Annotated in this window: 16 protein-coding genes and 2 pseudogenes; 11 read left to right on the forward strand and 7 right to left on the reverse strand. The window is 73.2% G+C overall.

Features of this window, described 5'->3' with window-relative positions; translation table 11 throughout:
- Window positions 1–6 precede the first annotated feature (6 nt).
- Complete coding sequence (locus OG611_RS05160) at window positions 7–633, reverse strand: HAD family hydrolase (protein WP_266415978.1); 627 nt, start codon at window positions 631–633, stop codon at window positions 7–9.
- Between the two features lie 130 nt (window positions 634–763).
- Here OG611_RS05160 and OG611_RS05165 point away from each other — a divergent pair, with 130 nt between their 5' ends.
- From OG611_RS05165 to OG611_RS05180, 4 genes are all read left to right on the forward strand, one after another.
- Window positions 764–1,774, forward strand: coding sequence for an iron ABC transporter permease (locus OG611_RS05165; protein WP_266415980.1), 1,011 nt, complete (start codon window positions 764–766; stop codon window positions 1,772–1,774).
- Window positions 1,771–2,853 (forward strand): iron chelate uptake ABC transporter family permease subunit, encoded by a 1,083-nt coding sequence (locus tag OG611_RS05170; protein WP_266415982.1) that lies wholly within the window; start codon window positions 1,771–1,773, stop codon window positions 2,851–2,853. Before OG611_RS05165 ends, OG611_RS05170 begins: the two co-directional genes overlap by 4 nt.
- Window positions 2,850–3,728: an ABC transporter ATP-binding protein gene (locus tag OG611_RS05175; protein WP_266415985.1), complete on the forward strand. Its 879-nt coding sequence runs from the start codon at window positions 2,850–2,852 to the stop codon at window positions 3,726–3,728. The genes OG611_RS05170 and OG611_RS05175 overlap by 4 nt, the downstream gene beginning before the upstream one ends.
- A gap of 74 nt (window positions 3,729–3,802) precedes the next feature.
- Complete coding sequence (locus OG611_RS05180) at window positions 3,803–4,786, forward strand: ABC transporter substrate-binding protein (protein ID WP_266415987.1); 984 nt, start codon at window positions 3,803–3,805, stop codon at window positions 4,784–4,786.
- Window positions 4,787–4,981: 195 nt separating this feature from the next.
- Here OG611_RS05180 and OG611_RS05185 read toward each other — a convergent pair whose 3' ends face one another.
- Window positions 4,982–6,046 (reverse strand): hypothetical protein, encoded by a 1,065-nt coding sequence (locus OG611_RS05185; RefSeq protein WP_266415990.1) that lies wholly within the window; start codon window positions 6,044–6,046, stop codon window positions 4,982–4,984.
- 85 nt (window positions 6,047–6,131) lie between these two features.
- Between OG611_RS05185 and OG611_RS05190 the strand changes: the two genes are divergently transcribed.
- Both OG611_RS05190 and OG611_RS05195 read left to right on the forward strand, forming a co-directional pair.
- A complete protein-coding gene (locus OG611_RS05190) occupies window positions 6,132–8,591 on the forward strand; it encodes a helicase-associated domain-containing protein (RefSeq protein ID WP_266415992.1) in 2,460 nt (819 codons plus the stop codon).
- A 138-nt stretch (window positions 8,592–8,729) separates the two neighbouring features.
- Window positions 8,730–10,373 (forward strand): DNA repair helicase XPB, encoded by a 1,644-nt coding sequence (locus tag OG611_RS05195; protein ID WP_266415994.1) that lies wholly within the window; start codon window positions 8,730–8,732, stop codon window positions 10,371–10,373.
- Window positions 10,374–10,396: 23 nt separating this feature from the next.
- Here the strand turns inward: OG611_RS05195 and OG611_RS05200 are convergent, their stop codons facing one another.
- Complete coding sequence (locus OG611_RS05200) at window positions 10,397–10,591, reverse strand: hypothetical protein (protein ID WP_266415997.1); 195 nt, start codon at window positions 10,589–10,591, stop codon at window positions 10,397–10,399.
- 387 nt (window positions 10,592–10,978) lie between these two features.
- Between OG611_RS05200 and OG611_RS05205 the strand changes: the two genes are divergently transcribed.
- On the forward strand, window positions 10,979–13,102 hold the full coding sequence (locus tag OG611_RS05205; protein WP_266415999.1) for a UvrD-helicase domain-containing protein: 2,124 nt from the start codon (window positions 10,979–10,981) through the stop codon (window positions 13,100–13,102).
- A 106-nt stretch (window positions 13,103–13,208) separates the two neighbouring features.
- On the opposite strand, the gene OG611_RS05210 is transcribed toward OG611_RS05205, so the two are convergent.
- On the reverse strand, window positions 13,209–13,898 hold the full coding sequence (locus tag OG611_RS05210; protein ID WP_266416001.1) for a copper homeostasis protein CutC: 690 nt from the start codon (window positions 13,896–13,898) through the stop codon (window positions 13,209–13,211).
- A 275-nt stretch (window positions 13,899–14,173) separates the two neighbouring features.
- Here OG611_RS05210 and OG611_RS05215 point away from each other — a divergent pair, with 275 nt between their 5' ends.
- A complete protein-coding gene (locus tag OG611_RS05215; protein ID WP_266416003.1) occupies window positions 14,174–16,450 on the forward strand; it encodes a cation-translocating P-type ATPase in 2,277 nt (758 codons plus the stop codon).
- A 9-nt stretch (window positions 16,451–16,459) separates the two neighbouring features.
- Here OG611_RS05215 and OG611_RS05220 read toward each other — a convergent pair whose 3' ends face one another.
- The 3 genes from OG611_RS05220 to OG611_RS05230 are packed head-to-tail and all read right to left on the reverse strand — an operon-like array spanning window position 16,460 to window position 18,761.
- Complete coding sequence (locus tag OG611_RS05220) at window positions 16,460–17,344, reverse strand: biotin-dependent carboxyltransferase family protein (protein WP_266416005.1); 885 nt, start codon at window positions 17,342–17,344, stop codon at window positions 16,460–16,462.
- Window positions 17,341–18,015 (reverse strand): allophanate hydrolase subunit 1, encoded by a 675-nt coding sequence (locus OG611_RS05225; RefSeq protein WP_266416008.1) that lies wholly within the window; start codon window positions 18,013–18,015, stop codon window positions 17,341–17,343. Before OG611_RS05225 ends, OG611_RS05220 begins: the two co-directional genes overlap by 4 nt.
- Window positions 18,012–18,761: a LamB/YcsF family protein gene (locus OG611_RS05230; protein WP_266425550.1), complete on the reverse strand. Its 750-nt coding sequence runs from the start codon at window positions 18,759–18,761 to the stop codon at window positions 18,012–18,014. The genes OG611_RS05225 and OG611_RS05230 overlap by 4 nt, the downstream gene beginning before the upstream one ends.
- 181 nt (window positions 18,762–18,942) lie before the next feature.
- Between OG611_RS05230 and OG611_RS05235 the strand changes: the two genes are divergently transcribed.
- From OG611_RS05235 to OG611_RS05245, 3 genes and pseudogenes are all read left to right on the forward strand, one after another.
- On the forward strand, window positions 18,943–19,659 hold the full coding sequence (locus OG611_RS05235) for a GntR family transcriptional regulator (RefSeq protein ID WP_266416010.1): 717 nt from the start codon (window positions 18,943–18,945) through the stop codon (window positions 19,657–19,659).
- 57 nt (window positions 19,660–19,716) lie between these two features.
- Window positions 19,717–20,013 (forward strand): annotated as a pseudogene (locus tag OG611_RS05240) (DUF979 family protein); the annotation flags it as partial.
- A pseudogene (locus OG611_RS05245) lies at window positions 19,938–20,313 on the forward strand (DUF2891 family protein); the annotation flags it as partial. The pseudogenes OG611_RS05240 and OG611_RS05245, both read left to right, overlap by 76 nt.
- Between the last annotated feature and the right edge of the window lie 74 nt (window positions 20,314–20,387).

A 20,387-nucleotide genomic window follows, 5' to 3' on the forward strand; every position in this document is an offset into this window, starting at 1 on the left:
CAGACCTCAGCGCGCCGCGTACCCCTCCAGCCACGCCGGGAACTCCGTCAGGGACGACAGGACGACGTCCGCTCCCGCCGCCCGGAGTTCCGTCGCGTCGCAGGGGCCCGTGGTGACCGCGACCGACAGGGCGCCGGCCGTGCGGGCGCCTCGTACGTCGCCGGTGTGGTCGCCCACGTAGATGTGCGCGCCGTGCTCGCGTAGGGCGCGGCCCTTGGCCTCGGCCCACAGGCCGCCGATGATGGCGTCGGGCTCGATGCCGAGGTGGTTCATGTGGAGTTCCGCGCTCGGCTGGTGCTTGGCGGTGACGACTATCGTCCGGCCGCCCCGTTCACGGATCGCCGCGACCGACTCCCGGGCGCCCGGCAGCGCGAGGCTGGGGGCGATGGCGTGTGTGGGGTAGATCTCGCGGTAGCGGTCGGCGGTCGCGGCCACCACGTCGGCCGGGAACCAGTTCCGCAGTTCCTCGTCGACCGGTGGGCCGAGCCTGCTCACCACCAGGTCGGCGTCGATCGGCGTCCCCGTTTCGGCGGAAAGCGCCAGGTAGGCGGCCTTGATACCGGGTCGGGTGTCCAGGAGCGTCATGTCGAGGTCGAAGCCGACCGTCAAGGGGTGCGAGGGCATGGCATCCATTGTCGTGGGGGTGGGCGGCGTGTCCGTCCCCGGTGCGGCCTTCGGGCCCGGAATGGCGGTGCTTAGACTTAGCCAAGCCTTACCTTCGCACCGTTCACGCCACTTGTTCTTCGCCACTTGATTGGGTCCGATGTCAGCCGCCGCTCCACGCCGCTCCAGACGCGCACTCGCGACGGCGGCGGCCGTCGCGGCGCTGCTCGTGGCGGTACTCCTCAGTCTGGCCGTGGGGGCCCGTTCCATACCCCCGTCCGAAGTGTTCGACGCCCTGCTGCACGGCGGGCACTCCGACAACGCCGAAGTCATCCGGAACATGCGCGTCCCGCGCACCCTGATCGGGCTGATGGTCGGCGCAGCGCTGGCCATCGCGGGCACGGTTCTCCAGGGCATCACCCGTAATCCCATCGCCGACCCCGGCATCCTCGGCATCAGCCAGGGCGCCTCGGTGGGTGTGGTGCTGGCCATCGCGTTCGCCGGGATCCACACCCTGACGGGGTATGTGTGGTTCGGCTTCGCGGGGGCGGCGATCGCCTCCGTCGCCGTGTACGCGATCGCGTCGAGCGGGCGCGGGGGCGCCACCCCCGTGAAGCTCGCGCTGGGCGGCGCCGCCATCAACGCGCTGCTGGTGTCGGTGGTCTCGGCGGTGCTGACGACCAGGGCGTCCGCGCTGGACGAGTTCCGCTTCTGGCAGGTCGGCTCGCTCGGCGGGCGCGAGGCCGAGGTGGCACAGCAGATCTGGCCGTTCGTGCTGATAGGGACGGTGCTCGTGCTGTCCGTCGCCCGGGGGCTCGACGCGCTGGCGCTCGGCGAGGACGTCGCGAAGGGACTCGGGCAGAACGTCGCGACGGTGCGGATCGTCGGCGGCGTCGGGGCCACGGTGCTGACCGGGGTCGGGGTCGCGGCGGCCGGGCCGATCGCGTTCATCGGGCTCGCCGTACCGCACATCGCCCGCGCGCTCGTCGGCTCCGACCACCGCTGGGTGCTGCCGATGGCGGCGCTGATCGGGCCCGTGATGCTGCTGGTGTCCGATGTGATCGGCCGCGTCCTCTTCCCGCCGAGCGAGGTTCCGGCGGGTGTGATGACGGCGCTGATCGGGGTGCCGTTCCTGGTCGCCCTCGTACGCCGGAAGGCGGTGCCCGCATGAGCGCCGGGACCGCGGTACGGGTGCGGCCCGCCGGGTACCACGTCGTACGGATCGGGGCGCGGGGGCGGTTCCTGCTGCACCGGCGGGCGGCCCTGGTCGCCACCGCACTCGTCGTGCTGCTGGCCGCCGTCTGTGTCGCGTACCTCTGCGTCGGCGAGAGCTTCGTCGCGCCCGGCGAGGTCGTGAAGGTGGTCCTGGGGCAGCCGTCCCCCGACGAACTGGTCGTCGGCACGCTGCGGCTGCCGCGGATGACCGTGGGGCTGCTGGTCGGCGTGGCCTTCGGGATCGCCGGCGCGCTGATCCAGACCGTCGCCCGCAATCCGCTGGCCAGCCCCGACATCATCGGCATCAGCCAGGGCGCGAGCGCGCTCACGGTCGGCGCGATGACCTTCGGCATCACCTCGTACACCGTGCTGCCGTACCTCTCCGTCATCGGCGGGGTGGCCGCGGCGGCGCTCGTGTACGTCTTCGCCTGGCGCGGCGGGCTGCACGCCACCCGCTTCGTCCTCATCGGCATCGGCTTCGCCATCGCGCTGCGGTCGGTCACCACGCTGTTCCTGACGAAGGGCGACTACCTGGTCGCCCAGCAGGCGCAGATCTGGATGACCGGCTCGCTCAACGGCCGCGGCTGGTCCGAGGCCGCGCCGATCGGCTGGACGCTGCTGATCCTGCTGCCCGCCGTCCTGTGGGCGGCCCGCGCCCAGCGCACCGTTTCGATGGACGACGACACCGCGACCGCGCTCGGGGTGCGGCTGGGGCGGGTGCGGCTCGGGCTGGTCGCACTCGGAGTGATCCTGGCGTCCGTGGCTACCGGGACGGCCGGGCCGGTCGACTTCGTGGCGCTCCTCGCCCCGCAGATCGCCCGCCGGATGACCCGCACCGCACAGATCCCGCTGTTCTGCTCGGCGCTGCTCGGCGCGGTGATCGTGGTGTTCGCGGATCTGCTGGCGCGCAGGCTCTTCTCGCCCACCGAGCTGCCGGTGGGCGTTCTGACGGCGGCGGTCGGCGCCCCGTATCTGATCTGGCTGATCATCCGCGGTCAGGGCGGCGGTCGCGGCCGTAGTGGAGGCACAGCATGAGTTCGACCCCCAGGTCCGACACCACGGCGACCGCGACGGCTACGGCGACGGCGACGGCGACCGGCCGGCTCACCGCGCGGGAGCTGACGCTCGCGTACGAGGACCGCACCGTCGTCGACGCGTTGGACCTCGACGTGCCGGACGGCCGGGTCACGGTCATCGTCGGCCCGAACGCCTGCGGCAAGTCGACCACCCTGCGCGCGCTCGGCCGGCTCCTCAAGCCGCGCGGCGGGGCCGTGCTCCTCGACGGCACCGAGCTGTCGAAGATCCCCACCAGGAAGATCGCCCAGTCGATCGGGCTGCTGCCGCAGACCCCGGTGGCCCCGGAGGCGATCACCGTCTCCGACCTCGTCGCCCGCGGGCGCCAGCCGCATCAGCACTGGTGGCAGCAGTGGTCGGAGGAGGACGAGCGGGCGGTGACGGACGCGATGGAGCGCACGGACATCACCGCGCTCGGCGACCGGTCCGTGGACGAGCTGTCCGGCGGCCAGCGCCAGCGGGTCTGGATCGCGATGGCGCTCGCCCAGGAGACCGATCTGCTGCTGCTCGACGAGCCGACCACGTACCTCGACATCGCGCACCAGGTGGAGGTCCTGGACCTGGTGCGCCGGCTCACCGCCCCGGCGGCGGACGGCACCCACGGCCGGACCGTCGTCACCGTGCTCCACGATCTCAACCAGGCCGCCCGGTACGCGGACCACCTGGTCGCCATGAAGGCGGGCCGGATCGTCGCCGAGGGCCGCCCCGAGGACATCGTCACGGCCGGTCTCGTACGCGAGGTCTTCGGCCTGGAAGCGGTGATCGTCCCGGACCCGGTGACCGGTTCACCGCTCGTGGTGCCGGGCGCTCCCTGGCAGGCCGAACCGGCTTCGTGAGCCCGCGCCCCGCCCCAGGTCCCCCCGGCGCACCCGCGACCGACGAACACCCCCATCCCTACGAAAGGCACCCCATGGCCCCCTCCACCCGCCGGCGCGGCCTCGCTCTCGGCGCGCTCTCCCTGGCCGGCGCGCTCGCGCTCTCCGCCTGTGGATTCTCGGAGTCCGGCGGGAGCGCCAGCGGCTCCTCCGACTCCGGAGACGCCAGGACCCACACCGTCAAGACGGCCATGGGTGACGTCAAGGTCCCCGTGCACCCCAAGCGCGTCGTGGTGCTCGACACCGGTGAGCTGGACTCCGCGCTCACCCTCGGCGTGCAGCCCGTCGGCGCGACGCACTCGGCGTCGGAGGACAGCTTCCCCTCCTACCTGCCCGCGAGCCGGACGAAGGGCATCAAGGAGGTCGGCGAAATCGCCAACCCCAACCTGGAGACCGTCGCCTCGCTGAAGCCGGACCTGATCCTCACCAGCAAGGTCCGTGACGGCGACCGCTACGAGCAGCTCCGGGCCATCGCCCCCACCGTGATGACGGAGTCCACCGGAAGCGCCTGGAAGGAGAACTTCCAGCTGCACGCGGAGGCGCTCGGCAAGCAGGCCGAGGCGAAGAAGGTCGTCGCCGACTACGACGCCCATGTCGCGAAGGTGACCGAGGCGATCGGCGGCAAGGAGAAGGCCGCCGCCACCGACGTCAACTTCGTCCGCTTCGTCGAGGGCGCCGACATCCGCATCTACGGCAAGCAGAACTACATCGGCTCAATCCTCACCGACCTCGGCGTGGGCCGCCCCGCCATCACCGACAAGGCCAAGGACGGCTTCTCGTACGACGTGTCGCCCGAGAAGATCGACCTCGCGGACGCGGATGTCGTCTTCACGTCGACGTACGGCGACCCGGCGAAGGCGGGGACGACCAAGACGATGAACAGCGGCCTGTGGAAGGGGCTGAAGGCGTCCAAGGACGGGAAGGTCTTCAAGGTCGACGACCGGCTGTGGATCGCGGGCATCGGCTACACCGCCGCGGGCAAGATCCTCGACGAGTTCCAGGCGAAGATGACCGGCTGACGTTCCGGACGACGCCGACCGGCCGACGTTCCAGGGGCGAGGACGACCGGCCGACGTTCCGGGGGCGAGGACGACCGGCCGACGTTCCGGGGGCGACGACGACCGGCCGACGTTTTCCGGCCCAAGCCCGACCGGCCGACGTTTTCCGGCCCAAGCCCGACCGGCCGACGCTTCAGGGGCGAAGCCGACCGGCCGTCACGACCGTTGCCTCCGCGACCTCCACACCAAATAGAGCGCGGAGGCGACAGCCGCCCCCCGCACCACCCACGGCCACATCTGGCCGATCGCGTCGCCCATCTGCCCGGTCCCGATGGGCTCGCCCCACCGGCCGTCGCTCCTGCCCCACAGCCAGACCAGGGCGCCCGCCGCGACCATGCCTGGCAGCCCCATCGCGGCCCACTTCGCCTCCGCGCGGGACATGGTGCGCGAGCTGTACGCGAGGAGCCAGCCGCCCGCCAGGGCCAGCCAGGAACCCGTCACGGCACCGGACACCAGCAGTACGGCGGCGAGCAGCAGCAGCGGGTGGGAGATCCCGCGCCCGCCCGCCCCGTCCTCGCGCGGCGCACGGCGGCGGAGCCGCGGAAGCCGACGGCGTCGCGGCGCCGCCTCCTCCTCTTCCTCCTCGGCACCGGTGTCCTCACCGGGCTCCTCGTCCAGCGGCTCGTCGGCCGCCGCGCGCGGGCGCGGCACCGCGTCCCGGGACGGCGGCCTCATCATGTCCGGGATCTCGACACCGCCGACGAACCCCGGCACATCGACCCCGTCACCGAAGGGCCCCGGCTCGATCCGCCACCAGTCGGGCTCGCTGCCGGACGGCCCCAGCTCGTCCGTACCGGCCATGTGCGGCGGCGAGGGCACCCGGCCGGCCGCCGCTTCCGGCGTGCCGGAGCCGGACTCCTCCGGCTGCGACGCGCCCTTGCCGGAACTGTCTTTCCGGAGCATCCCCTTGCGCGGACGGGGGATGCCGCGCCCCTCCCCCGGTGCGGCTTCCGCCCGCTCGGGCCGCTGCGGCAGCTCCACCGTGCCGTCGCCCGACGTGACCGCGGCGGCCACCAGTTCGTCCGGTGTGCCGAGCCTTCCGATGATGCGGCGGACCGCCGCCGGGCTGTCCCCGGACTGCTTTCCGCGCTGCCGGTCGATCTCGCCCCGGAGCGTCGACACCAGCCTCATCCGGGCGGCCGAGGACAGCTGTTGCTGTTGTGCCAGGTCCCCCACCCGGCTCAGATAGTCGTAGACCAGCTGGTCGCTCTCGATCCCCACGCGATCGTTCCCCTCTACCGCCCTGCACCGACGGTAGCGCCCTCAGAGCCTCTCGGGCCTGTCCGGAGCGACTACCGTGGGACGGATGGGGATGACCACACCACCGCGGACGCTCGCCGAAGCGCTCCGCGCCCGGGACGACGAGTCGTTGGCCGGGCTGCTGCGCGCCCGCCCCGACCTCCTCAACCCGGTGCCGGGCGACATCACCCAGCTCGCGACGAGGGCCGGCACCCGCGCCTCCGTCGTACGCGCGCTGGAGCACCTCGACAAGTTCGCCCTGCAGACCGCCGAGGCGCTCGCGGTGGCCGCCGACCCCGCCCCGTACGAGACGCTGCTCGGGCTGCTCACCGGCGACGGCCGGGACGACGGCGATCACCGCGACGACGCGGGCGCGGCGATCGTGGACGCGCTGCCCGGTGCCCTGGCCACGCTGCGCGAACAGGCCCTCGTCTGGGGCGAGGACGACCGGCTGCGGCTGGTGCGCACGGCGCGCGAGATCCTCGCGCCGTCCCCGCAGCACGCCTCCCCCACCGGTCTCGGGCCGACCGTCGCCGAGGCGACCTCCGGCATGTCCCCGGGCCGCCTCCAGGAGATCCTGGCCACCGCCGGACTGCCCGCCACGCACGACCCGGTCTCCGCCGTGTCCTCCCTGTCCGCGCTCTTCACCGACCGGGCCAGGATGGGCGAGCTGCTGGACACCGCCCCGGCCGAGGCCCTGTCCGTTCTGGACCGGCTGGTGTGGGGACCGCCGTACGGGGAAGTGACTCCGAACCCCACCCCGCCCGTGAAGTGGCTGCGCGACCACGGGCTGCTGCTGCCCGTGTCGACCCGCACCGTGGTGCTGCCCCGCGAGGCCGCCCTGCATCTGCGGGCCGGGCGCGCCCATCGCGTACCGGAACCCCGGCCGCCCGCCGTGGAAGCGGTCGCCAACCGCGATCCACAGGCTGTGGACAGCGCCGCGGCCGGTCAGGCGCTCCTGGCCGTGAACACCGTCGAGGAGCTGCTGAAGAGCTGGAACGGCGGCGGCCCCGCGATACTGCGGGCCGGCGGACTCAGCGTCCGCGAGCTGAAGAAGACCGCCGCCGCCCTGGAGGTTCCCGAGCAGGTCGCCGCGTTCTGGGTCGAACTCGCCTACGCCGCCGGGCTGCTGGCCTCCGACGGGGAGGCCGACGAACGCTACGCGCCGACCCCCGCGTACGACGACTGGGCCGAACTCCCCGCGCAGGAACGGTGGGCGGCCCTCGCCACCGCCTGGCTCGCCGCCACCCGCACCTCCGGACTGGTCGGCGGCCAGGACGCCAAGGGCCGGGCCCTGTCCGCCCTGGGCCCCGAACTCGACCGCTCCGCCGCCCCGGAGGTGCGCCACCGGGTCCTGGCCCTGCTCGCCGCCCTGGAGCCCGGCACCGCCCCCGACCCGGAGACCGTCCTCGCCCGGCTGCGCTGGGAACGCCCCCTGCGCGGCGCCTCCGCCTCCCCCGGGGACACCATCGATCTGCGGTCCCGGATCGCCCTGTGGACGCTCAACGAGTCCGAGCTCCTCGGCATCACCGGCCGCGGCGCGCTCGCCACGCACACCCGCGCCCTGCTCGACACCGGGCCGGCCGAGGCCGCCGCGCTGCTCGCGCCGCTCATCCCGGAGCCGCTGGACCACGTACTGCTCCAGGCCGACCTGACGGCCGTCGCCCCCGGACCGCTGGAACGCCCCCTGGCGGACGTGCTCTCCGCCCTCGCGGACATCGAGTCGAAGGGCGGCGCGACGGTCTACCGCTTCACCCCCGGCTCGGTACGCCGTGCCCTGGACGCCGGGCAGTCCGCGGCCGACCTGCACGCCTTCCTCGCGGCCCACAGCCGTACGCCCGTCCCGCAGCCGCTCAGCTACCTCATCGACGACGTCGCCCGCCGCCACGGCCATCTGCGGATCGGCGCCGCCTCCTCGTACGTGCGCTGCGACGACGAGGCCGTGCTGAACGAGATCCTCGCCGACAAGCGCTCGGCCACCCTGCGCCTGCGCCGCCTCGCGCCGACGGCCCTGGCCGCGCAGGTCGACCCGGCGTCGCTGCTCGAAGGGCTGCGCGAGATGGGCTACGCCCCGGCCGCCGAGTCCGCCGAGGGCGATGTCCTGATCACCCGCGCGGGCGCCCGCCGCACCCCGCCCCGCACGGCCCCCGTCCCCGTGCCCGAGGGCCCTCCGCTGCCGGACGCCACCCTGCTCGGCGCGGCGGTACGGGCGATCCGCGCCGGGGACACGGCCGCCACGGTGGTCCGCAAGGACACCCCGGAGGCCCCCGCGGCGACGCCCGGCGCCCTGCCCCGTACGACCTCCGCCGAGACACTGGCCACGGTCCAGGCCGCCGCGATGACCGGCTCGGCGCTCTGGATCGGCTACGTGAACGCGGACGGCGCCGCCAGCCAGCGCGTCATCGCCCCGGTCCGGGTCGAGGGCGGCTTCGTCACGGCGTACGACCACACGGCGGACGAGGTCCGCACGTACCCGCTGCACCGCATCACCGGCGTCGCCGAACTGGCCGACGACGCCACGGCGTGAGCGGGCCCCGCGGCCCCGCCCCGTCCCGGCCCCCGTGCCCGACAACACACGCGCCATGACCGCCGGATGCGGCACACTGGACGTTTGGCCACGACCGGCTTTCCCCGGCCGTCCCCGCAGCAGAAAGGGCCGACGCGCGTGACCGGACCCCTCATCGTCCAGAGCGACAAGACACTGCTCCTCGAAGTCGACCACGACCAGGCCGACGCCTGCCGTCGGGCCATCGCGCCCTTCGCGGAGCTGGAGCGCGCCCCCGAGCACATCCACACCTACCGGCTGACCCCGCTCGGGCTGTGGAACGCGCGCGCCGCCGGGCACGACGCCGAGCAGGTCGTCGACGCGCTCGTGCAGTACTCGCGCTATCCCGTTCCGCACGCGCTGCTCGTCGACATCGCCGAGACGATGGCCAGGTACGGCCGCCTCACCCTCTCCAAGCATCCGGTGCACGGTCTGGTGCTGACCTCCACCGACCGGCCCGTGCTGGAGGAGATCCTCCGGTCGAAGAAGGTGCAGCCGCTGGTCGGGGCGCGGATCGACCCGGACACCGTGGCCGTGCACCCGTCCGAGCGCGGGCAGATCAAGCAGACGCTGCTGAAGCTGGGCTGGCCGGCCGAGGACCTCGCCGGTTACGTCGACGGCGAGGCGCACCCCATCGAGCTGGCCGAGGACGGCTGGGCGCTGCGGCCGTACCAGAAGCAGGCCGTCGAGGGGTTCTGGCACGGCGGCTCGGGTGTCGTCGTACTGCCCTGCGGCGCGGGGAAGACACTGGTCGGAGCCGGTGCCATGGCCGAGGCCAAGGCGACCACGCTGATCCTGGTGACGAACACCGTCTCGGCCCGGCAGTGGAAGCACGAGCTGGTGAAGCGGACTTCGCTGACCGAGGACGAGATCGGCGAGTACAGCGGTACGCGCAAGGAGATCCGGCCGGTCACCATCGCCACGTACCAGGTGCTGACGACCCGCCGCAAGGGCGTCTATCCGCACCTGGAGCTGTTCGACTCCCGCGACTGGGGGCTGGTGATCTACGACGAGGTGCACCTGCTGCCCGCGCCCGTCTTCAAGTTCACCGCCGACCTCCAGGCCCGGCGGCGCCTCGGCCTCACCGCGACGCTGGTGCGTGAGGACGGCCGCGAGTCGGACGTCTTCTCGCTGATCGGGCCCAAGCGGTTCGACGCCCCGTGGAAGGAGATCGAGGCGCAGGGCTACATCGCGCCGGCCGACTGTGTCGAGGTGCGGGTCAATCTGACGGACTCGGAGCGGCTGGCGTACGCGACCGCCGAGACCGAGGAGAAGTACCGGTTCTGTGCGACGACCGCGACGAAGCGGAAGGTGACGGAGGCGCTGGTGCGCAAGCACCGCGGCGAGCAGACCCTGGTCATCGGGCAGTACATCGACCAACTCGACGAGCTGGGTGAGCATCTGAACGCCCCGGTGATCAAGGGCGAGACGAGCAACGCCCAGCGCGAGAGGCTCTTCGACGCGTTCCGGGAGGGCGAACTCAACGTCCTGGTGGTCTCGAAGGTCGCGAACTTCTCCATCGACCTGCCGGAGGCGACCGTCGCCATTCAGGTCTCGGGGACGTTCGGCTCGCGCCAGGAGGAGGCGCAGCGGCTCGGCCGGGTGCTGCGGCCGAAGGCGGACGGGCACGAGGCGCGGTTCTACTCGGTGGTCGCACGCGACACGATCGACCAGGACTTCGCGGCGCACCGCCAGCGGTTCCTGGCCGAGCAGGGGTACGCGTACCGGATCGTGGACGCGGACGAGCTGCTGACCGACAGCTGACCGGCGGCCGACCCGGCGCGTGTTCAGTGGGCGTGGTGGCGGCGGACGCCCGCCTCCTCCGCGTACTCACCGAGCACGACCACGCCGAACGCGGCGCGGGCGAAGACCTTGACCGCGCGGACCGCGTCGCCGACCCGGTGGGCGTGGTGGTGACCGGTGGCCGCGGTCGCGCCGTGCGCGGGGCCGGTCCTGCGGGGGTTCAGGCTGACTGTGCTCATGTGTTCCATGGTCCTGCGCCCGGCCCGTGCGGGCATCGGCCCGGGGGCGGAATCCGGCGGTGGTGCGGGTAGGTCTGCGGTCGCATGCCGTCCCCTACGGGATGGACCCAAAATTAATCCGCTCGCCCCGGACGAACGTGGTCGATACAATCGCCGGTCTGCCCGCCTCCCGCACCGTGGTACCGGCAGCCCGAGGGCTTTTCGCCCCAGGGCGCGCGCCGGCAGCCGGGGGAGCGCCGCCGACCGGACGGAAACCGGCCGACAGCCGTACGCGCACCTGCTGCGCGTACCCGTGATCGATCCCCGAGCGGACCGCATCGCCCCCGAGCACCGGCCGGGGACGAGCTGCGGTCCGCCGTCCTGCGTTGAAAAGCCGGAGGCAACACCGTGCCCGCGCACGAACACGAAAGCGACACCACCACCGATCCCCTGGCTCGCGAACGCGCCCATCTCACCGCGTCCCGCTCCGCCCTGCGGGCCATGCGTGAGGACGCCCAGGCCCTGGACATCCGCGATGTCACCGCGAACTGGGTCAACGCGGCCGTCCTGCAGGCCCAGATCGACGAGCGCATCAAGTCGCTCGCCGATCTCGCCCACACCCCGCTCTTCTTCGGGCGCCTGGACTATCTGCACCGGGTCGGTGCCGAGCAGGCCGAGGGTGCGGAGGGCGAGCAGTTCTACATCGGACGCCGCCATGTCCACGATGCCGACGGCGACCCGATGGTCATCGACTGGCGCGCGCCCGTCTCGCAGCCGTTCTACCGGGCGTCCAGGAAGGACCCGCAGGACGTGGGTCAGCGCCGCCGCTTCGGCTACACCGGCGGTGAACTGACCGCGTACGAGGACGAGCACCTCACCGACCCCGCCGAGGCCGAGCAGACCAGCAAGCTCCTCCAGGCGGAGATCGAGCGCCCGCGCGTCGGTCCGATGCGGGACATCGTCGCGACGATCCAGCCCGAGCAGGACGAGATCGTCCGTAGCGAGCTCGGCGGGACGGTCTGCGTGCAGGGTGGGCCCGGTACCGGTAAGACGGCCGTCGGCCTGCACCGGGTCGCGTATCTGCTGTACGCGCACCGCGAGCGGCTGGCCCGCACCGGCACACTGGTGATCGGGCCGAACCGGTCCTTCCTCCAGTACATCGAGCAGGTGCTGCCGGCCCTCGGCGAGCTGGCGGTGAAGCAGGCGACCGTCGACGATCTGGTGACGGCCGGCATCGAGGTGCGCGGCTCGGACGCGGCGGACGCCGCCGTCGTCAAGGGCGACGCCCGGATGGCCCAGGTGCTGCGGCGGGCGATCCGTTCGCATGTGACGCTCCCGACGGAGCCGGTCGTGGTGGTGCGCGGTTCGCGGCGCTGGCGGGTGCCCGCGTACGAGCTGGCGGAGATGGTCACCGAGCTGCTGGCCCGCGACATGCGGTACGGGGCCGCCCACGAAGCGCTTCCGCAGCGCATCGCGCACTCCGTCCTGGTCCGGATGGAGGAGGCGGGCGAGGCGCCCGACGACCGGGTGCAGAACGCGGTGGCCCGCAACCCCGCGGTGAAGGCGGCCGTGAAGGCGATCTGGCCGGCCGTCGACCCGGCGAAGCTGGTGCTGCGGCTGCTCATCGACGCGGAGTTCCTGGCCGCCCACGCGGAGGGGCTGCTCAGCGAGGACGAGCAGAAGACGATCCTGTGGACGAAGCCTGCCCGGAGCGTGAAGTCGGCGAAGTGGTCGGCGGCGGACGCGGTGCTGATCGACGAGGCGAACGATCTGGTGGCGCGCACGCACTCGCTCGGCCATGTGGTGCTCGACGAGGCGCAGGACCTGTCCCCCATGCAGTACCGGGCGGTGGGCCGGCGCTGCACGACCGGTTCGGCGACGGTCCTCGGCGACCTCGCGCAGGGCACGACGCCGTGGTCTACGGAGAGCTGGGCGCAGGCGCTGCACCATCTCGGCAAGTCGGACGCGGTGGTGGAGGAGCTGACGGCGGGCTTCCGTGTGCCGCGCGAGGTGATCGCGTACGCCTCCCGGCTGCTGCCGGTGATCTCGCCGGGCCTCGCGGCGGTGGAGTCGGTGCGTGAGTCGCCGGGTTCGCTGGAGGTGCGGGAGGCGGCCGGTCCGGCGGAGCTGGACGCGGCGGTGCTGGCGGCGTGCGAGGAGTCGCTGACGCGGGAGGGGTCGATCGGCCTGATCGCGGCCGACGCGCGGATCCCCGCGCTGGCGGAGGCCCTGATGGCGGCGGGGCACGCGTACCTCTCCCCCGGTGAGGAGACGACCGCCGAGTCCCGCCTGACCCTGGTCCCGGCGTCGCTGGCGAAGGGCCTGGAGTACGACTACGTGGTACTGGACGAGCCGGCCGCGGTGGTCGACGGCGAACCGGACGAACGCACGGGCCTGCGCCGGTTGTATGTGGCGCTGACGCGTGCGGTGTCGGGATTGACGGTGGTCCACGCGACGCCCCTGCCGGACGAACTGGCACCGCGCGCCGGCTCCAGCCCCTCCGGCGGACACCCCAGCCCCTCCGGCGTTTGAGGAGCGGGGGTCCGGGGGCGGAGCCCCCGGTTACGGGAAGGGGCGGGTAGGGGAACAGGCCCGCCGCAGGCGACCCGCCCCGCCCCGCATCCCCACCCCCGCCCCGCTACGCGTCAAGCACCGCCCGCCACTCCCGCACCGCCGCCACGTCCACCGGCCCCGACCACCCGTGCGGGCGCGCCGCGCCGCCGATGTGCACGGCGTCGATGCCCGCGGCCAGCAGCTCCGGCAGGTGCTCCAGGCGCAGGCCCCCGCCCACCAGGATCTGCGGCTCGTACCCGGGCTCGCCCGAGCGCGCCGCCTCGACCAGCAGCGTCGGGATGCCGTCGTCGACGCCCTTGGACGAGCCGGCGGTGAGGTAGGTGTCCAGGCCGGGCAGGTCCGCCAGCTGCTTGCGCAGGGCGTCCCGGTCGGCGGCCCGGTCGATCGCGCGGTGGAAGGTCCAGCGGCAGCCGTCCAGCTCGGCGACGAGCCGTTCGACGGCGACCAGGTCCGGGCGGCCCTCCGCGTCGAGGAAGCCGAGGACGAACTCCTCGGCGCCCTCCGCGCGCAGCTCGCGCGCCTTGGCCACGAGCACCTCGATGTCGCCGGCCGCGAAGCCGTCCGCCACCCTGAGCATCACCCGCAGCGGAATGTCCACCGCCGCCCGGATCTCCGCGAAGGTCGCGCAGGACGGGGTCAGGCCGTCCGCCGCCATGTCGGTGACCAGCTCAAGCCGGTCCGCACCACCCGCCTGGGCAGCGACCGCGTCCTCCGCGTCGAGAGCGATCACCTCCAGGACTGCACGGTTGCTCATGGGATCCCAATCCTCCAGGAAACATCGACAGGGAACATCGACAGGAAACGTCAATAGGTCTAGTCCAATGGCCAGCCTACGGGTCAGTACACCGAGGATGCAGCCTCAATGCCAGGTGAAGATACGTGAGGTCGGACGCACATCGGGTGATCGAACGCGCACGTTCCGGGCCCGCGCGGCATATCCGCTCTTGCGTTTCATAGGGGAGGGGGGTATACCTGAATCAGCAATGTATACCCCCTAGGGGTATCAACGTCTCCGCCAGGGAGGACATCGTGTCCGCGCACACCGCCACAACCGGCACCGGCACCGCCACCGCCGCAGAGGTCGAGCTCGCGATCGGCGGCATGACCTGCGCCTCCTGCGCGGCCCGCATCGAGAAGAAGCTCAACCGGATGGACGGCGTCGAGGCCACCGTCAATTACGCCACCGAGAAGGCCAAGGTCAGCTACCGGGGCGAGGACATCTCCGTACAGGACCTGATCGCCACCGTCGAGAAGACCGGCTACACCGCGCACGAGCCCGCTCCCCCGGTACCCACCGGGGACGACGCCCCCGAGGCCGCGGACGACGACGAGCTGCGGCCCCTGCGTCAGCGGCTGCTGACCGCCGTCGCGCTCGCCGTGCCGGTGATCGCGATGTCGATGGTCCCGGCGCTCCAGTTCGACTACTGGCAGTGGCTCTCGCTGACGCTGACGGCCCCGGTCGTCACGTACGCCGCCTGGCCCTTCCACCGCGCCGCCTGGACCAACGCCCGGCACGGCGCGGCCACGATGGACACGCTGATCTCGGTCGGCACCTCGGCCGCGTTCCTGTGGTCGCTGTGGGCGCTGTTCTTCGGCACGGCGGGCATGGTCGGCATGACGCACCCGTTCGAGCTGACCATCGGGCGGAGCGACGGCGCCGGGAACATCTACCTGGAGGCGGCCGCCGGAGTCACCGCCTTCATCCTGGCCGGGCGCTACTTCGAGGCCCGCTCCAAGCGGAAGGCGGGCGCGGCCCTCAAGGCGCTCCTCGAACTCGGCGCCAAGGAAGTGACCGTGTTGCGCGGCGGCCGTGAGGTGACCGTGCCGACCGCCGAACTCCAGGTCGGGGACCGGTTCCTGGTCCGCCCCGGCGAGAAGATCGCCACCGACGGCACCGTCGTCGAGGGCGCCTCGGCCGTGGACGCCTCGATGCTCACCGGTGAGTCCGTGCCCGTGGAGGTCGGCGTCGGCGACTCCGTCACCGGGGCCACGCTCAACGCGGGCGGCCGGCTCGTCGTCGAAGCCACCCGGATCGGCGCCGACACCCAGCTGGCCCGGATGGCGAAGCTCGTCGAGGACGCGCAGAACGGCAAGGCGGCGGCCCAGCGCCTCGCCGACCGGATCTCCGCCGTCTTCGTGCCCGTCGTCATCGCCCTGGCACTCGGCACGCTCGGCTTCTGGCTCGGCAACGGCGCGGGCCTGACCGCCGCGTTCACCGCCGCCGTGGCCGTACTGATCATCGCCTGCCCCTGCGCCCTGGGCCTCGCCACCCCCACCGCCCTCATGGTCGGCACCGGACGCGGCGCCCAGCTCGGCATCCTCATCAAGGGCCCCGAAGTCCTGGAGACCACCCGCCGCGTCGACACGATCGTCCTCGACAAGACCGGCACCGTCACCACCGGCCGCATGACCCTCCTCGACGTCCACACCACCGAAGACACCGACGAAACCGACGTACTCCGCCTCGCCGGCGCCCTGGAACACTCCTCCGAACACCCCATCGCCCAGGCCGTCGCCACCGGAGCCGCCGAACGCACCGGCACCCCCCTCCCCACCCCCGAGGACTTCGCCAACATCCCCGGCCTCGGCGTCCAGGGCGTCGTCGAGGGCCACGCCCTCCTCGTCGGCCGCGAGCAGCTGCTCGCCGAATGGGAGATCCACCTCCCGGTGGAGCTGGCCCGGCGCAAGGCCGAGGCGGAGGCCGCGGGCCGGACGGCCATCGCGGTCGCCTGGGACGGCGAGGCACGCGCCGTGCTCGAAGTCGCCGACGCGGTCAAGGACACCAGCGCGGAGGCCATCGAGCAGCTGCGGGCCCTGGGCCTCACCCCGATCCTGCTGACCGGCGACAACCGGGCGGTGGCCGAGGCGGTCGCGGCCGAGGTCGGAATCGAGAAGGTGTACGCGGAGGTCATGCCGGAGGACAAGGTCGACGTCGTCAAGAAGCTCCAGGCCGAGGGCCGCTCGGTCGCCATGGTTGGTGACGGGGTCAACGACGCCGCCGCCCTCGCCCAGGCCGATCTGGGCCTGGCGATGGGCACCGGCACGGACGCCGCGATCGAGGCCGGCGATCTGACGCTGGTACGCGGGGACCTGCGGGCCGCGGCGGACGCGATCCGGCTGTCGCGCAAGACCCTCGGCACCATCCGTACGAACCTGTTCTGGGCCTTCGCCTACAACGTGGCCGCTCTGCCGCTCGCCGCGGCCGGGCTGCTCAACCCGATGATCGCGGGCGCCGCGATGGCGTTCTCCTCGGTCTTCGTGGTCGGCAACTCGCTGCGGCTGCGAGGGTTCAGGGCGGCGGCGTAGGACCTGTTCTCAGCCCGCCCGCACGAACCGTACCTGGGTTCCCGGCACCGCCTGTGCCGCGCCCGCGAGTGCGGTTTCGTGCACGACACCGACGACCGGGTAGCCCCCGGTCGTCGGGTGGTCGTTGAGGAACACCACCGGGAGCCCGTCCGGCGGCACCTGGATCGCGCCGAGCACCATCCCCTCGCTGGGCAGCTCGCCCTCGCGGGCGCGCGCCAGGGCCGGACCCCGGGTGCGCAGGCCGATGCGGTTGCTGTTCGGCGAGACGCGGTAGGTGGCGCTGGTGAGCGTACGCAGCGCCTCGTCGGTGAACCAGGCGTGGCGGGGGCCGAGGCGCAGCGGGAGCACCAGTTCGGCGGGCACGCCCGGCCAGGGCACGGCGTCGGTGCCCGGGGGCCTCCACGGGTCCTGGCCCAGGGGCAGTACGTCCCCGTCGCGCAGAGGTGCCGGGCCGAGCCCGGAGAGCAGGTCGGCCGATCTGCTGCCCAGCACCGGTTTTGGCAGCAGGCCGCCGCCGAACGCCAGATAGCTGCGCAGGCCCCGGACCGCGGGGCCCGCGTCGAGCACCGCGCCCGCCGGTACGCGCACCGGGGTTCCCCAGGCCACCGGCCGCCCGTCGACGGTGACCCGGCAGGGCGCCCCGCCGACGACGGCGAGCACGGGCCGGCCCGGGCGGACCGCGCAGCCGGTGACGGTCGTCTCCAGCACCGCGGCGTCCGTCCCGTTCCCGGCCAGCCGGTTGGCGAGGCGGTGGGCGGGGGCGTCCAGGGCGCCGGCGCGCGGCACCCCGAGATGCGCCCAGCCGACGCGGCCCGCGTCCTGAACGGTGGTCAGGGCGCCGGCCCGAACCACTTCGACGGCACCGGTCCGGACCACCTCGACGGCGCCGGTCACGCCCGCACCTCCGCCGCGACGAAGCGCACCCGCGCCCCGGGGCTCAGCAGCGCGGCCGGTTCACGGACCGGGTTCCACAGCCCGCCCGGGTCGGGCATCCGCCCGATGAGCTGCCAGCCGCCGGGCGACGGACGCGGGTACACCCCGGTGTACGCCCCCGCGAGTGCCAGCGCACCGGCCGGGACCCGGGTGCGCGGGGTCGCGCGGCGCGGCAGGTGCAGGCGCTCGGGGAGCCCGGTGAGGTAACCGAAGCCGGGGGCGAACCCGCAGAAGGCCACCCGGAATTCGGTCCCGGCGTGGATACGGGGCACTTCGGCGACGGCGACGCCCCAGGCCGCCGCGACGTCCGCGAGGTCCGGACCGTCGTAGACGACGGGGATCTCGACGGCTTCCCCGGTGTCGCGGCGCAACGGCGGTATCGGCCAGGAGGCGAGTTCCCGGGCGAACCGCGCGCGGCCGTCCGGGGCGCGGTCCGCGATGCCGTCGAGGAGGACGGTCCGGGCACCGGGCACGATCTCGCGTACGACGGGCAGTTCACCGAGCGCGCGGCGGCGCAGCAGCTCGGCGTGGAAGGCCTCGGCCTGTTCACCGGAGGCCAGCTCGACGAGCAGCGCCCCGGGGCCGGCGGGGAGCACCTCGATACCCCCGCCCGTGCGAACCCCCGTACTCATGCGAACGCCCGCACGGTCACGCCCGCCGCCTCCAGCGCGGCCCTGACCCTGCGCGCCAGCGCCGCCGCGCCCGGGGTGTCGCCGTGCACGCACAGCGAGCGCGCCACGACGGGTATCCGGCTGCCGTCCGCCCCGGTGACGCCCCCGTCCACCGCCATCCCGACACTGCGGCGTACGACCTCGTCCTCCTCGTGCACCACCGCGCCGGGCTCGCCGCGCGGGACCAGCGTGCCGCGGGGCGTGTACGCGCGGTCGGCGAAGGCCTCCTGCACGGCGGTGAGGCCCGCGGTCCCGGCGTGGGCGAGCAGGCGCGAGCCCGGGAGCCCGAGGACCGCCAGGTCCCCGCCGGCCAGCCGGACGCCCTCGACCACGGCGGCGGCCTGGTCGTCGTCCCAGACGGCGCGGTTGTAGAGGGCGCCGTGCGGTTTGACGTACGAGACCGTGGACCCGGCCGCCTCGGCGAACACCCGCAGGGCGCCGATCTGGTAGGCGACCTCGGCGGTCAGCTCGGCGGGCGGCACGTCCATCGAGCGACGCCCGAAGCCGGCCAGATCGCGGTAGGCGACCTGGGCGCCGATCCGTACTCCCCTGGCGGCGGCGGTGTCGCAGACCCGCCGCATCACGGAGGCGTCGCCCGCGTGGAATCCGCAGGCCACATTGGCGCTGGTGACACAGTCGAGCAGCGCGTCGTCATCGGTGAGGGTCCAGTGCCCGAACCCTTCGCCGAGATCGGCGTTGAGATCCATCGGGGCTGTGCGGCTCGCCGGGCTCGTCAGATCCATCACGGGCGCACGCTAGCGATCGTTCAACAATCTGACAAGACCCGGCTTGGGGAGTGGGACGCCGTACGGTTCACTGAAGCGACAGACAGCAGCGCGAACAGGCGCGGCGCAACAGGCACCGGCGGGAACAGGCAGGGGACGGGGCATGACGGGGACTGCGGGCGGCCGGACTTCTCCGGACCTCTCCGAACTGGCGGCGGACAGCGCCTCCCTGGCCCGTTCCGGCACCGCCGAGCGGGTCGCCGCCATCCTGCGCGACCGGATCACCGAAGGCTACTTCCCACCGGGCAGCCGGCTCTCCGAGGAGAGCATCAGCGGCGCCCTCGCCGTGTCCAGGAACACCCTGCGCGAGGCCTTCCGCCTGCTGTCGCACGAACGCCTCCTGGAACACCGGCTCAACAAGGGCGTCTTCGTCCGCGTCCTCGCCGTCGACGACCTGATGGACATCTACCGGGTCCGGCTGCTCGTCGAGTGCGCGGCCCTGCGCACGCTGGGCGAACCGCCGTACGACCTGACGGCCGTCGAGGCCGCCGTGTCGACGGGCGAGCGGGCGGCGCTGGCCGACGACTGGCCGGTCTGCTCGACCGCCAACATCCGCTTCCACCAGGCCCTGACCGGCCTCGCGAACAGCCCCCGCACCGACGAGCTGATGCGCAACGTCCTCGCCGAACTGCGGCTGGCCTTCCATGTGATGGCCGACCCGCGCCGCTTCCACGAGCCCTACCTCACCCGGAACAGGGAGATCGCGGACCGGCTGGCACAGGGCGACGCAGCGGGCGCGGAGCGGATGCTGGCCTTCTACCTGGAGGATTCGCGGCGCCAGCTGGCGGAGGCGTACGCGGAACGTCTCACCGCCCGATAGCCGGCGGCATCACACCACACAGTCTTGTAGGTTTGTTGAACAATTGCTTAATGCCTCGCCGCGATCGGCTGGCCCGTCCTCATCGAGCAGATGAACGGCAACGCGCCCGCGATCCTCGCGATCGGGATGCTCTGCGGCGTCTGCGGCACGCTCGTCACGCCGATGGCCGCCAACTTCGATCTGGTGCCGGCCGCCCTTCTGGAACTCAGGGACCAGTACGGACCGATCAAGGCCCAGCTCCCCACGGCGGCGGCCCTGCTGGTCTGCAACGTCGTCGGGCACTGGCGGCGGAGTGCCGCGCGCTCGCCACCCCCGAGGGCGACCGCTGGGCCGATGCCCTCGTCCCCGCCGTGACGGCGGTCGGCGACCTCCTCGCCGACTGGCTGCCCCGGGCCACGTACCCGATCAGGCACGGGATCCACCCCAACAGCGCGTTCGGTCTGGGGGCTGATCCTGGACGCGGGTGAGCACGCCGGGCTGCCCCGCCCGGTCCTCGACGCGGTGGACGAGGGCCCCGCCCGCACCGCCCTGACCGCGTCCGCCGAGGCCCATCTCGCCGTCGGCCTGCCCGCCGTCTCCTCCGGCGACTTCAACACGGACCACTGGCTGGCCACCTTCGCCGCACTGGCCCTGGACACCCCGCCCGGCCACTGACCGGTCCGGCGCACCGTCGCCCGTGCGGCGACCGGGCGACTCGGCGAGCCAGCCCCGGCCGGGCACCTGCCCTA

This window comes from Streptomyces sp. NBC_01363 (genome assembly GCF_026340595.1).
In the GTDB taxonomy this organism is placed as follows: Bacteria; Actinomycetota; Actinomycetes; order Streptomycetales; family Streptomycetaceae; genus Streptomyces.